This is a genomic window from Paraburkholderia tropica (assembly GCF_914484835.1).
Taxonomy (GTDB): Bacteria; Pseudomonadota; Gammaproteobacteria; order Burkholderiales; family Burkholderiaceae; genus Paraburkholderia; species Paraburkholderia tropica_A.
This window is the reverse complement of sequence record NZ_CAJZAR010000049.1, coordinates 74,974-88,755: the sequence shown is the minus strand read 5'-3', so window position 1 is coordinate 88,755 and position 13,782 is coordinate 74,974. Positions and strand designations below refer to the sequence as shown.

The 13,782-nt window shown below is 65.0% G+C and carries 11 protein-coding genes; 9 read left to right on the top strand and 2 right to left on the bottom strand.

The genetic code is table 11. From position 1 onward, the window contains the following. The first annotated feature begins 196 nt into the window (after positions 1–196). Complete coding sequence (gene fabV / locus LDO54_RS16575; protein ID WP_224011775.1) at positions 197–1,396, top strand: enoyl-ACP reductase FabV; 1,200 nt, start codon at positions 197–199, stop codon at positions 1,394–1,396. A gap of 89 nt (positions 1,397–1,485) precedes the next feature. On the opposite strand, the gene LDO54_RS16570 is transcribed toward fabV, so the two are convergent. Beyond that, positions 1,486–3,228, bottom strand: a complete 1,743-nt coding sequence (locus LDO54_RS16570) for an IlvD/Edd family dehydratase (RefSeq protein ID WP_224011774.1) — start codon at positions 3,226–3,228, stop codon at positions 1,486–1,488. A gap of 271 nt (positions 3,229–3,499) precedes the next feature. Between LDO54_RS16570 and LDO54_RS16565 the strand changes: the two genes are divergently transcribed. From LDO54_RS16565 to LDO54_RS16530, 8 genes are all read left to right on the top strand, one after another. Then, the gene (locus LDO54_RS16565; RefSeq protein ID WP_405045010.1) at positions 3,500–4,450 is read left to right on the top strand and encodes an ABC transporter substrate-binding protein; all 951 of its coding nucleotides are present in this window, start codon (positions 3,500–3,502) and stop codon (positions 4,448–4,450) included. A 241-nt stretch (positions 4,451–4,691) separates the two neighbouring features. Continuing rightward, complete coding sequence (locus LDO54_RS16560) at positions 4,692–6,218, top strand: sugar ABC transporter ATP-binding protein (RefSeq protein ID WP_224011772.1); 1,527 nt, start codon at positions 4,692–4,694, stop codon at positions 6,216–6,218. Then, positions 6,215–7,285 (top strand): ABC transporter permease, encoded by a 1,071-nt coding sequence (locus LDO54_RS16555; RefSeq protein ID WP_224011771.1) that lies wholly within the window; start codon positions 6,215–6,217, stop codon positions 7,283–7,285. Before LDO54_RS16560 ends, LDO54_RS16555 begins: the two co-directional genes overlap by 4 nt. Before the next feature lie 55 nt (positions 7,286–7,340). After that, entirely contained in the window at positions 7,341–8,474 is a 1,134-nt protein-coding gene (gene yjfF, locus LDO54_RS16550; RefSeq protein WP_224011770.1) for a galactofuranose ABC transporter, permease protein YjfF, read from the top strand. Between the two features lie 371 nt (positions 8,475–8,845). Next, positions 8,846–9,994, top strand: coding sequence for a sugar ABC transporter substrate-binding protein (locus tag LDO54_RS16545; protein ID WP_224011769.1), 1,149 nt, complete (start codon positions 8,846–8,848; stop codon positions 9,992–9,994). Next, the gene (locus LDO54_RS16540; RefSeq protein ID WP_224011768.1) at positions 9,994–11,004 is read left to right on the top strand and encodes an ABC transporter permease; all 1,011 of its coding nucleotides are present in this window, start codon (positions 9,994–9,996) and stop codon (positions 11,002–11,004) included. Before LDO54_RS16545 ends, LDO54_RS16540 begins: the two co-directional genes overlap by 1 nt. Further along, positions 11,004–11,822 (top strand): ATP-binding cassette domain-containing protein, encoded by an 819-nt coding sequence (locus LDO54_RS16535; protein WP_224011767.1) that lies wholly within the window; start codon positions 11,004–11,006, stop codon positions 11,820–11,822. Before LDO54_RS16540 ends, LDO54_RS16535 begins: the two co-directional genes overlap by 1 nt. A 62-nt stretch (positions 11,823–11,884) precedes the next feature. After that, positions 11,885–12,610: a FadR/GntR family transcriptional regulator gene (locus LDO54_RS16530; protein ID WP_224011766.1), complete on the top strand. Its 726-nt coding sequence runs from the start codon at positions 11,885–11,887 to the stop codon at positions 12,608–12,610. Positions 12,611–12,675: 65 nt separating this feature from the next. Here LDO54_RS16530 and araH read toward each other — a convergent pair whose 3' ends face one another. Further along, the gene (gene araH / locus LDO54_RS16525) at positions 12,676–13,686 is read right to left on the bottom strand and encodes an L-arabinose ABC transporter permease AraH (RefSeq protein ID WP_224011765.1); all 1,011 of its coding nucleotides are present in this window, start codon (positions 13,684–13,686) and stop codon (positions 12,676–12,678) included. Positions 13,687–13,782: the final 96 nt, after the last annotated feature.

Below are 13,782 nucleotides of genomic sequence, written 5' to 3'. Positions count from 1 at the left end.
CGGCACGCGCTATGGCACGCTTTTGCCCGCCCCGACACGCTTTCGCGCGGCCTCGGCGCGCAAGCACCGGAAAGCCCGCGAAAGCGCCGGAAAGCCCCGGCGCGCCTCAAAACACCCCTCGCGCGCGCCGCGCGGCGCTGGCTCGCGTACAATGCGCCCCGTCCCTGCAAGTACCTGAGATAGACGGAGAAGTCTGATGATTATCGAACCGCGCGTTCGCGGCTTTATTTGCGTGACGGCACATCCCGCCGGTTGCGCAGCCAACGTGGCCCAGCAAATCGAATATGTCAAAGCGAACGGCGCCATCGCCAACGGCCCGAAGCGCGTGCTCGTGATCGGCGCGTCGACGGGCTACGGCCTCGCCGCGCGCATCTCGGCGGCGTTCGGCAGCGGCGCGGCCACGCTCGGCGTCTGCTTCGAGCGCGCCGGCAGCGAAACGCGCCCCGCCACGGCCGGCTGGTACAACACCGCCGCCTTCGAGCAGGCCGCCGCGCAACAGGGCCTGTATGCCACGTCGATCAACGGCGACGCGTTTTCCACCGCCGTGAAGGACGTCACGATCGAAACGATCAAGCGCGATCTCGGCCAGGTCGATCTCGTCGTCTACAGCCTCGCTGCGCCGCGCCGCACGCACCCGGTCACGGGCGCGGTGCACGCTTCGACGCTCAAGCCGGTCGGCAAGACGCTGCAGATGCGCGGCATCGACACCGACAAGGAAGTCGTCAAGGAAACCGTGCTCGAAGCCGCCACGCAGGCGGAAATCGACGGCACCGTGGCCGTGATGGGCGGCGAGGACTGGCAGATGTGGATCGACGCGCTGCTCGACGCGGGCGTGCTCGCCCCGGGCGCGAAGACCACGGCGTTCACGTACCTCGGCGCGGAAATCACGCACGACATCTACTGGAACGGTTCGATCGGCGCGGCCAAGAAGGATCTCGACCAGAAGGTGCTGGGCATGCGCGAGAAGCTCGCGGCGCATGGCGGCGGCGACGCGCGCGTGAGCGTGCTCAAGGCCGTGGTCACGCAGGCCAGCTCGGCGATTCCCATCATGCCGCTCTATCTCTCGCTGCTGTTCCGCGCGATGAAGGCAAACGGCTCGCACGAAGGCTGCATCGAGCAGGTCTACGGTCTGTACAAGGACTCGCTCTACAACGCCGCGCCCGTGCTCGACGACGAAGGCCGTCTGCGCGCCGACTACAAGGAACTCGCGCCCGAAATCCAGGCGCAGGTGAAGGCCGCCTGGGACCAGGTGAGCGCGGAAAATCTCTACGAGATCACCGATTTCGCCGGCTACAAGGCCGAGTTCCTGCGTCTGTTCGGCTTCGGTATCGAAGGCGTGGATTACGCCGCCGACGTCAACCCCGACGTCGCGATTCCGGGCATCCAGCAGCTTTAATCCGCCGGATTGAAGCTTGCTGCGCGCGGCGCGTCATGCGCCGCGCGCCGTCTCACTCAATGCGCGCTCAATGCGCATTCAAAACGCGCTCAATGCGAATGCCGGGGCACGTCCGCGCCCCGGCAACCCACCAGAAAGTCGAAATCGCAGCCTTCGTCGGCTTGCAGCACGTGCTCGACATAGAGCTTGCGATAACCGCTGCCATCGGCGGGCAAGGGCTGTTGCGCCGCGCGCCACGCTTCGAGCCGCGCGTTTATTTCGGCATCCGTAATATCGATGCGCAGCGTGCCGTGCTCGCAATCGAGTTCGATCCAGTCGCCGTTCTGCACGATCGCCAGCGGGCCGCCCGCGCGCGCTTCCGGCGCGACGTGCAGCACCACCGTGCCGTAAGCCGTGCCGCTCATGCGCGCGTCCGAAACACGCACCATGTCGGTCACGCCCTGCGCGAGCAGCTTAGGCGGCAAGCCCATGTTGCCGACTTCGGCCATGCCCGGATACCCCTTCGGCCCGCAGTTCTTCATCACGAGCACCGAGTCGGCGGTCACGTCGAGATCGGGATCGGCGATGCGCGCCTTGTAGTCGTCGAAATTCTCGAACACCACCGCGCGGCCACGATGTTTGAGCAGCTTCGCCGTCGCGGCCGATGGCTTGAGCACCGCGCCGTTCGGCGCGAGATTGCCGCGCAGCACGCACAGGCCGCCGTCGTGCACGAGCGGTTCGCCGATCGGGCGGATCACTTCGTCGTTGAAATTGGGCGCGTCGCGCACGTTCTCCCACAGCGTCTTGCCGTTGGCCGTGAGCGCGTCGGGATGCGGCAGCAGTTTCGCTTCGCCCAGACGCCTCAGCACCGCGGGCAAGCCGCCCGCGTAATAAAACTCTTCCATCAGGAAGCGGCCCGACGGCTGCAGATCGACGATGGTCGGCGTGCCGCGCCCGATGCGGGTCCAGTCGTCGAGTTCGAGCGGCACGCCGATGCGCCCAGCGATCGCTTTCAAATGAATCGCCGCATTGGTCGAGCCGCCAATCGCCGCGTTGGTGCGAATCGCATTCTCGAACGCCGCGCGCGTGAGCAGCTTCGAGAGCCGCAAATCCTCGAACACCATTTCGACGATTCGGATTCCTGACATCTGTGCGAGCACGTAGCGCCGCGCGTCCACGGCCGGAATCGCCGCGTTATGCGGCAGCGACACGCCGAGCGCTTCGGCCATGCAGGCCATCGTCGACGCGGTGCCCATCGTGTTGCAGGTGCCCGCCGACCGCGACATGCCCGCTTCCGCCGACATGAAATCGTGTAGCGAAATCTTGCCCGCCTTCACCTGCTCGCTCAATTGCCACACCACCGTGCCCGAGCCGATGTCGCGCCCTTGATGCTTGCCGTTGAGCATCGGCCCGCCCGTCACGACGATGGCGGGCACATCGCAACTCGCCGCGCCCATCAGCAGCGCGGGCGTGGTTTTATCGCAGCCCACCAGCAGCACGACCGCATCGACGGGATTGCCGCGTATCGCTTCTTCGACATCCATCGACGCGAGATTGCGGGTGAACATCGCCGTGGGCCGCAAATTCGATTCGCCATTGGAAAACACGGGAAATTCAACGGGAAATCCGCCCGCTTCATACACGCCGCGCTTCACGTGTTCCGCGAGTTTTCGAAAATGCGCATTACAGGGCGTAAGCTCCGACCACGTATTGCAAATGCCGATAATCGGCTTGCCCGCGAACTCGTGATCCGGTATTCCTTGGTTCTTCATCCAGCTTCGATACATGAAGCCGTTCTTGTCCGTGGTGCCGAACCACGCGGCCGAGCGCAGGCGCGTCTTGCGAGTGTTCATGGCGTGACCCACTTAGTGAGAAAGTCCCATAAATAGCATGACTATATAACTCGAGAGGATCGGGAAAACGCTAATAAAAACCGCAAATGGCGTCGCATATAGTTTGGCTATTCAAATTGCAGGCGAACGGCTGCCGGTCTCCAACCGGCGGCGTGGGATGGCGCGAACATACTCGTGACACTGTCCGGCCGTGATGGACGCGGGTGTAGCGCCATGAATTAAAAAACTACAGAGCTACACATCGGAGACACGCATGAAATTCGCTACACGCATGGTGAGCGGGCTCGTCGCAGCAGCGGCGGCTTTCTCGATGGCTGCGGGCGTCGCCCACGCCGAAGATAAACAGATTACGCTCGGTTTCGCGCAGGTCGGCGCCGAAAGCGCCTGGCGTACAGCCAACACGGTGTCGGTGAAGGCGGCCGCCAAGGACGCCGGCATCAACCTCAAGTTCTCCGACGCCCAGCAAAAGCAGGAAAACCAGATCAAGGCGATCCGCTCGTATATCGCGCAGAAAGTCGATGTGATCGCATTCTCGCCGGTGGTCGAATCGGGCTGGGAGCCGGTGCTCCAGGAAGCCAAGCGCGCCAAGATTCCGGTCATTCTCACCGACCGCAATATCGACGTGAAAGACCAGTCGCTCTACGTGACGATGATCGGCTCGGACTTCCTCGAAGAAGGCCGCCGCGCGGGCAAATGGCTCGAAGATCATTACAAGAGCAATCCCGGCCCGATCAATATCGTCGAACTGCAAGGCACGGTGGGTTCCGCGCCCGCCAACGACCGTCACGCCGGTCTGATCGAAGTGATCAAGAACGATCCGAAGTTCAAGATCATTGCGTCGCAAAGCGGCGACTTCACGCTCGCGGGCGGCAAGCAGGTCATGGAAGCCTTCGCCAAGACGTATGGCAACAAGATCAACGTGGTCTACGCGCATAACGACGACATGGCGCTCGGCGCAATCCAGGCCATGGAAGAAGCAGGCATGAAGCCGGGCAAGGACGTGAGCGTGGTCTCGTTCGACGCGACCAAGGGCGGCTTCGAGGCGATGATCGCCGGCAAGATGAACGTCGACGTGGAATGCAGCCCGCTGCTCGGGCCGCAACTGATGACGGCGGTGAAGGATGTCGTGGCGGGCAAGCAGCTGCCCAAGCGCATCGTCACGAACGAAACGGTGTTCCCGATGGACGTCGCCGCGCAGGTTCTCCCCTCGCGCAAGTACTGAAATCGCCAACACCTTGAAGCAGGTTTGAAACAGGTTTGAAGCGCAGCAGGCTGTACCAGGTAGCAAGCGATCATTGAGCGCGGAAGTTACGCGCCCGGCGCGCGTCACGTGCATGGCGTGATGCGCGCCAGGATTTTTTCGGCGCCTGTTTAACGCATTGTTCGACGCATTATTCGGTTCGCCGCCCGTTTTCAGCATCCGACGAATTTGATTAGCACTTCGGATCATTCCGATTGAGCCCATGAGCGCCCCGCCCCTACTCGAAACCCTCGGTTTGTCGCGAACCTTCCCCGGCGTGCGTGCGCTCGACCGGGTCGATTTTCGTCTGTTCCCCGGCGAGATTCACACGCTGATGGGCCAGAACGGCGCGGGTAAATCCACGCTGATCAACGTGCTCACCGGCGTGCACGAACCCGAAGCCGGCGAGATCCGTCTCGCGGGCCAGGCCGTGCGTTTCGCCACGCCGCAGGAAGCCGAGGCGGCGGGCATCCAGACGCTCTATCAGGAAGTCAATCTCTGCCCGAATCTCTCGGTCGCCGAGAATATTTTCGCCGGGCGTCAGCCGCGCAAGCGCGGCCTGATCGACTGGAAAACGATTCACCGGCGCGCCGCCGACGCGCTCGCCGAACTCAATCTCTCGCTCGACGTCACGCAGTCGCTCGACACCTATCCGATCGCGATGCAGCAAATGGTGGCGATCGCGCGCGCGGTGTCGGTCGACGCGCGCATTCTGATTCTCGACGAACCGACTTCGAGCCTCGACGAAGGCGAAGTCACGCGCCTGTTCGACGTGCTGCGCAAGCTCAAGGCGTCGGGTATCGCGATTCTGTTCGTCACGCATTTTCTGGAGCAGACCTACGCGATCTCGGACCGCATCACCGTGATGCGCAACGGCGAGCGCGAGGGCGAATATCTGGCCGCCGATCTGCCGGTGCAGACGCTCGTCGCGAAGATGGTGGGCCTGAAGGATGCGGGCGAACGGCTCGTGCATCCCGAACCGCCGCGCGCCGAAACGCAGGCCGAGACCGCGCAGACGCAAGCGCCCTATCTCGCCGCGCAAGGCGTGGCGCGGCGCGGCGTGCTCAATCCGCTCGATCTCGAAGTGCAGCCGGGGCAGATTCTCGGTCTCGCCGGGCTGCTCGGGTCGGGGCGCACGGAAACCGCGCGTCTGCTGTTCGGCGCCGACCGTGCCGACGCGGGCGACGTGCGCATCGACGGCAAGACCGTGAAGCTGTCCTCGCCGCGCGACGCGGTGCGTCACGGCATGGCCTATTGCCCCGAGGACCGCAAGAAGGAAGGCATCGTCGCCGATCTGTCGATCCGCGAAAACATCGTGCTCGCGCTCCAGGCGCAGCGCGGCTGGTGGCGCATGATCAGCCGCGCGCGTCAGCGCGAAATCGCCAACGAATACATCGAGCAACTGGGCATCAAGGCGCGCGACGCCGAACAGCCCATCGGCCTGCTCTCGGGCGGCAATCAGCAGAAGGTGCTGCTCGCGCGCTGGCTCGCGACCAAGCCGCGCCTGCTGATTCTCGACGAACCCACGCGCGGCATCGACGTGGCCGCGAAGTTTGAAATCATGGACCGTGTGCGCGCGCTCTGCGCGAAAGGGCTGGGGATCTTGTTCATTTCGTCGGAGATCAGCGAGGTGGTGCGCGTGAGCGACCGCATCGCCGTGCTGCGCGACCGCCGCAAGGTGGCGGAACTCGCGGGCGCGAAGCGCTCGGAACACGAGGTCTACGACCTCATCGCCGGAGATCGCCGATGACTCTGCCGCCCATCGATCCGCCCAAGCGCGGCGCCCTGCCCGCGTGGCTCTCGCTGCTGCTCAAGCATCCGCTCGTCTGGCCCGCGCTCACGCTGATCGCGCTGTTCGCCGTGGACGTGGCCCACCGCGGGAACTTCCTCTCCATCACGCTGCTCGGCGGCCATCTGTTCGGCGCGCCCATCGACATCCTCATGCGCGCCGCGCCGCTCGTGGTGGTCTCGCTCGGCATGACGCTCGTGATCGCCACGCGCGGCATCGATATTTCCGTGGGCGCGGTGGTCGCCATCGCGGGCGCGGCGGCCGCCACGGTGCTCGCCGCCGATCCGTCGCGCGTGGGCGTGGCCTTCGGCGCGGCGCTGCTCGTGGGCCTCGCCGCGGGCATGTGGAACGGCCTGCTGGTGGCCTTCGTCGGCATGCAGCCGATCATCGCCACGCTGATCCTGATGGTGGCCGGGCGCGGCGTCGCGCAGCTGCTCACGGGCGGGCAGATCATCCCGATCGGCGCGAAGGGCTATCTCTACGCGGGCGGCGGCTATTTCGCGCTGGTGCCCTGCGCCGTGTGGATCGCCATCGCCGTGACGCTGCTGACCGTGCTGATCGTCAACCGCACGGCGCTCGGGCTCTTTATCCGCTCGATCGGCGTGAATCCGGTGGCCGCGCGGCTCGCCGGTTTGTCGTCGCAAGCGGTGGTGTTCGGCGCGTATGCGTTTTGCGGTTTGACCGCTTCGATCGCGGGCATTCTGATCAGCTCGAACGTGCGCAGCGCCGACGGCAACAACGCGGGCCTGCTGCTCGAACTCGACGCGATTCTGGCCGTGACGCTCGGCGGCACCTCGCTCTCGGGCGGGCGCTTCAGCCTCGCGGGCACGGTGCTGGGCGCGCTCATCATTCAAACGCTCACCTACACCACCTATTCGATCGGCGTGCCGCCCGAAGCGACGCTCGTCGTCAAGGCCATCGTCGTTCTGTGCGTCTGCGTGATCCAGTCGCCCGCCGCGCGCGGTTTCGCGGCGCTGCAACTCAAGCGTCTCGCCATGAGCCGCCGCGCGCGCGCCTCGAACGCCTGACCGCCGCGCCCATGACGCCACACGCCAAACAAGGACCATTTCGGGGATGTCAAGCATGAACCGCCCACCGCAAGCCACCGATTCGAACCCGCTCTCCGCCTTCAGGCGCGGCGTCGCGCGATTCGTCGATCCGCGCGTGCTGCCGATCGTCGTGACCGTGGTGCTGTTCGCCGCGCTGTTCGGTTTCGGCTCGGTGATGTACACCGGTTTCTTCTCGTTGCAGGTGTTGTTCGGACTCCTCGTCGATAACGCGTTCCTGCTGATCGTCGCGATCGGCATGACGTTTGTGATCATCTCGGGCGGCATCGATCTTTCGGTCGGCTCGGTGGTCGCGCTCACCACGATTCTGTGCGCCGTCGGCACCGAGAAACTGCACTGGCCCGTCTATGTGGTCGTGCCGCTCGTGCTGTTGTGCGGCGCGCTCTACGGCGCGGCGATGGGCGCGCTGATTCACTTCTTCCGTTTGCAACCGTTCATCATCACGCTCGCGGGCATGTTCCTCGCGCGCGGCGCGTGCTTCCTGATCACGACCGAATCCATCCAGATCAACGACCCGGGCTTTCACGCGCTCTCCGAATTCAATATTCCGGTCGGCGGCGGCTCGCTCACCACGGGCTCGCTCACGGCGCTCGCGATGCTGGCCGCGGCGATCCTGATCGCGCATTTCACGCGCTTCGGCCGCAACGTCTACGCGATCGGCGGCAACGAACGCTCGGCGCTGCTGATGGGTCTGCCGGTCGCGCGCACCAAGATCGGCGTGTATGCGCTCTCCGGTTTCTGCTCGGCGCTCGGCGGCGTGGTGTTCACGCTCTATGTGCTCTCGGGCTATGGCTTGCAGGCGCAGGGCATGGAACTCGACGCCATCGCTGCCACGGTGATCGGCGGCACGCTGCTCACGGGCGGCGTGGGCTACGTGATCGGCTCGGTGTTCGGCGTCGGCATTCTCGGCACGATCCAGACGCTCATTACCTTCGACGGCACGCTCAGTTCGTGGTGGACGCGCATCGTGATCGGCGCCCTGCTCTGCGCGTTCTGCCTGATGCAGCGCGCCACCGAACGTCACGCGGCGCGCCGCAAGTCGACCGGCGGCGGACGCAGCGCGCCGCGCACGCGCAACGCGCGCACGCAGCCGGCCGCGCCGCTCGATCAGGCGAAGCTGGCCGCCGCGCCGCCGCCGCGTCGCGCGTAGGGTTTAAGTCTTCGCGTTTTCGTCTTCGCGGTTTTTCATCACAGACTCGCATCGTCCGCACGCTCGACCACGCCACCCAACGCGCGCCGATTTTAATAGTCGGACTAGTTAGGGGTATACATGGATTAGGAGGCGCAACACCGCTGCACTAAGATTTTTTGCGGTACCGCACGGCGCGCAACGCATGTTGCCGAACATGTCCGAACGCGACACGCGCCGCTGTCCTGCTCACGATCCTTTCGGCGCTTTCACGGCGCTTGCGCCCGAAAGCCGTCCGTCCGCGAGTTTCCGGTGCCGTCCAGCATCTGCACGCACGCGCGTCGACGCACAGTCGACCACATCGACCACGAAGAAGAGAGCCGGAGGAAGACATGGCGCAGCAACGGGATGACGAGCACAGCGGCAAACAAGACGACAACAACGGTAACGAGCAAAGCGGCGCTTTCAGCAGCGCGCGGCGCGGCCTCATGCAAGGCGCGGGGCTGGGCGCGGCGCTCTCGCTGCTCGGTGCGGTGGGTGGCATTGGCGGCGGCGCGGGCGGGCTGATCTCGTCGGCGCAGGCGGCGGAGGCGGCGTTCCCCGCGCACAAGAAATGGAAGATCGTGTTCGTGAACCACGTCACGACGAATCCGTTCTTCGTGCCCACGCAGTACGGTATTCAGGATGCCTGTTCATTGCTCGGCATGGACTATCAGTGGACCGGCTCGGCCACGTCCGACGCGGGCGAAATGGTGCGCGCCGTGAACTCGGCGATTGCCGCGAAGGCCGACGCCATCGCCGTGCCGATCGTCGATCCGAGCGCCTTCGACAAGCCGATTCAGGCCGCGCTCGACGCGGGCATTCCGGTGTTCGCCTATAACGCCGACGCGCCGCGGGGCAAGACCAATCCGCGTCTCGCCTATATCGGCCAGGATCTGTATCTGTCGGGGTATCAGATGGGCGAGCGCATCGTCAGTCTGATCGACAGCGGCATGGTCGCCCTCTTCATCGCCACGCCGGGGCAGCTCAACATTCAGCCGCGTCTCGACGGCGCGAGCGACGCCATCAAGAAGTCGGGCAAGAAGATCGACATTCAGACCGTGGCCACGGGCGCGACCGTCAACGAAGAACTCTCGAAGATCAAGTCCTTCTACCTGGGCCACCAGGATCTCAAGGGCATGTTCGCCGTCGATGCGGGCAGCACGCAGGGCGTCGCGCAGGTCATGAAGGAATCGAATCTGCCCGCCAAGGGCGTGCATGGCGGCGGCTTCGATCTGCTGCCCACCACGATCCAGCTGATTCACGAAGGCTTCCTCGATTTCACCATCGACCAGCAGCCCTACGTGCAAGGCTTCTATACCGTGATGGAGGCGTTCGTGTTCCTCGCCTCGGGCGGCCTCGTCGGGCCGGCCAACATCAACACGGGTCTGAAGTTCGTGACGAAGTCGACCGTCGAGCCGTACCTGAACACCTCGACGCGTTATGAAGGCAAGACCACCAAGCCGCAAATCGTGCCGATGAGCGGCGCAATCAAGTCGTGATGGATACGGTGAACGAACCTCGCAAGCTGGAAACCTCCCGCGCGCCCCGCCGCGCGGGGGTTTCGTTCGCATCGCACTGGGCGCCCGAGTTGCGCATCCTGCTCGTGGCCTTGCTGCTGGCCGCCTATTTCGAATTCGCGAACCACGACTTCCTGCTGACCAACGCCAGCCTCGTCAACCTCTCGCAGTTCATCGCGCCGGTGGCGATCATCGCGTTCGGCGAAATCATGCTGATGATCGGCGGCGACATCGATCTCTCGGCGGGCATGGTGTTCGCGTTCGCGCCGTTCATGATGGTGTTCGCGAACGACGCGGGCGCGCCCATGTGGCTCGCCGTGATCGCCGGGCTCGTGGCCGCCGCCGTGATCGGCTTCGTGAACGGCGCGGTGACGGTGTGGCTGCGTCTGCCCTCTTTCGTCACCACGCTCGGCACGCTGTTCCTCATCAACGGCATCACGCTGACCTTGTCGCGCGGCACGCCGGCTGCCACGCCGGGCTCGCCGGAATTCGCGGGATTCATGGGCGCGTGGGGCTACAGCGAAATCCTCTGGACGATCGCGCTCGCCTTCGTCATGCACGTGCTGCTGCGGCACACGCGCTGGGGCCTGCATACGCAGGCGGCGGGCGCGAATCCGGTCGGCGCGAGCGAGGCCGGTATTCAGGTGAACCGGCTGCGCCTCGGCAACTTCGTGCTGGCCGCCGTGCTCGCGGGCTTCACGGGCATTCTCGAAGGCTTTCGCATCACCTCGATCGATCCGCAGGCGGGCGGCAACCAGATCATGTTCCTCGCCGTGGCCGCGGCGGTGATCGGTGGCACGCCGCTCACGGGCGGCTCGGGCACCATCGTCGGCGGGCTGATCGGCGCGGCGGTGCTGGGCATTCTGAACGACGGCTTCACGCTCATCGGCATCAACGCGTTCACGTTCAACATCATCCTGGGCGCCGCGATCCTCGCCGCGATGATCTTCAACATCCACGTGGGCCGCATCCGCCGCCGGGGAGCACGCTGATGGACGAATCGCAGGCCTTCAACGGCCCGAATGCGGGCAACGCCGCCGTGACGGAGCCGCCGCTCGCGCTGCGCGGCGACAAGCTCGTCAAGCGCTTCGGCGCGGTGACGGCGCTCGACGGCGTCTCGCTCACGCTCGGCAAGGGCGAGATTCTCGGCGTGCTCGGCGACAACGGCGCGGGCAAATCGACGCTCGTGAAAATCCTCACGGGCTTTCATCAGCAGACGGGCGGCACGCTGTATATCGACGGCCAGGAAACGCTGCTGCGTTCGGTCGATCACGCGCGCGCGCTCGGCATCGAATGCGTTTATCAGGATCTCGCGCTCGCGAATTCGCTGAGCATTTACCACAACATGTTCCTGAATCGCGAACTGGTGCGGCGCGGCCCGTTCAAACTGCTCGATCACAAGCAGATGCGCGAGCGCGCGGCCCAATGTCTCGACGATATCGGCGTGCACGTGCCTTCGGTGGATCTGCCGGTGGAGCGCCTTTCGGGCGGTCAGCGCCAGGCGATCGCGGTGGCGCGCGCCGTGCATTCGAACGCGAAAATCCTGCTGCTCGACGAGCCGCTCGCCGCGATGGGCGCGCGCGAGGCGGGGCTCATCATCGACCTGATCCTTCGTCTGAAGGAAAAAGGCGGGCTATCCATTATCATGATCATGCACAACTATGCGCAGACCCTCGATATCGCGGATCGCGTGATGTTGATGCAGCGTGGCCGTGTAACTTACGAACAAAAGAGCGCGCTCACTTCGGTGGCGGAGCTCATGGACATCGTGCGGCGGGAATATCGGGCCATGCGCGCCACCAGCGCGTAGCGGCCCTCACAACGGGGGGACGCCTGATCGGAGCCCCTCGCCGGGCATCCGGCAGGACGAATATGGATTACCGCAATCTAGAGAAACGCAAGAGCCAGCACGGGCGCATCGTGCAGGAACTCGGCATGCAGATCGTCGGCGGCAAGCTGTTGCCGGGCCAGCGTCTGCCGGCCGAACCCACCTTGTGCGAGACCTACGGCGTGAGCCGCCCGGTGCTGCGCGAAGCCACACGCGTGCTCGTGGCCAAGGGTCTCGTGGTGTCGAAGCCGCGTGTGGGCAGCGTCGTGCGCCCGCGCGACGAGTGGCACATGCTCGACCCCGACGTGCTGTTCTGGACCGTCAACAGCATTCCCGAGGGCGACTTCTTCCGCGCGCTGCTCACGGTGCGGCAGATCATCGAGCCCGCGGCGGCGGCACTCGCCGCCATCTCCGCGACCGACGAGGAACGCGTGCGCATTTCGAAGGCCTACGCGCGCATGGAGCAGGCCAAAACGGCCGCCGACCTGCTCGAACCCGACCTCGAATTCCATCGCGCGATCATGGCCGCGACGCACAACGACATGCTCGCCTACATCGGCAACATGCTCTCGCTCGCGCTGACCGAGTCGATCAAGTTCACGAGCCGGCATCCGAACACGCACGCGCTGTCGCTGCCGCGCCACAAGGCGATCCTCACGGCCATCGAGCATCGCGACGCGCTGGCCGCGCGCCAGGCGAGCGTGGTGCAGCTCGACAACGCGCGTCAGGACGCCAATTCCATACTCGGCGGCGCGGCGCTGGAGACCTGAACACGCGCTTGAGCACGATGCGGTGCTCAAGCGCCGTGTCGCGCGCGCGTCGCCGTGCATCATGCTCAGACCGCGCGCTTGCTGCGGCGGAACTGGTCGAACAGCACCGCGAGCAACAGAATGCCGCCGCGAATCAGGTACTGGTAGAACGTGGGCACGTTCATGAGGCTCATCGCGTCCTGCACCGCGCCCATGATCAGCACGCCCACCAGCACGCCCGAGATGGTCGCCACGCCGCCCGTGAGCGACACGCCGCCGAGCACGCACGCCGAGATCACGCCCAGTTCGAGGCCGACCGAGGTTTTCGGGTCGCCGAGGCTCATGCGTGACGCGAGCATCACGCCCGCGAAGCCCGTCACCAGACCTTGCAGCACGAACACCGTGATCTTGATGCGCGTGACCGGCAGGCCCGCGAGACGCGCGGCCTCGCCGTTGCCGCCCACAGCCAGCACGTTCTTGCCGAACACGGTTTTCTTCAGCAGAAAGCCGAACACCACGAAGCCGATGATGTTGCTCCAGATCGGAAACGAAATGCCGAGGAAGGAGCCGCCGCCGAGATCGAAGAAGCGTTCTTCCGAGATCATCACGGCGTCGCCGTTCGAGGTCAGGAAGGCGAGACCGCGCACGGCTTCCATCATCGCGAGCGTGGCGATCAGCGAATTGATCTTGAAGCGCGCGATCAGCACGCCGTTGACGAGACCCACGGCGCCGCCCGCGAGCACGCCCGCGATAATGCCGAGGATCACGCTATGCGACTGCGTGATGACGGTGGACGCGACCACGCCCGAGAACGCCACGATCGACGCCACGGAAAGATCGACCTCGCCCAGCGCGAGCACGAACATCATGGTGACGGCGATCGAGCCGATCAGCGTCACGGAGAGCAAAAGGCCCTGAATATTGCGGGTCGTGAGGAAATCGGGGACGGTCGCGGAAAGCACCGCGAACAGCACCACGAACACCACGACGATGCCCGACTTGTTGATCATGTCCCACGCGCGCGCACGCGACGGCGTGATCGGCGCGGCGGCTTCGTTGACGGTAGGCGTGCCCTGTGGCTGCATGGCTTCACTCATCTCTGGTTCATCGTTACGGGTCGGACGCGCGTGTCGCTGCGGATAGCGCTACGGCTTGCGTTGCTGCGGCGCGCGTCCAGAAAACAACTTCTTTTA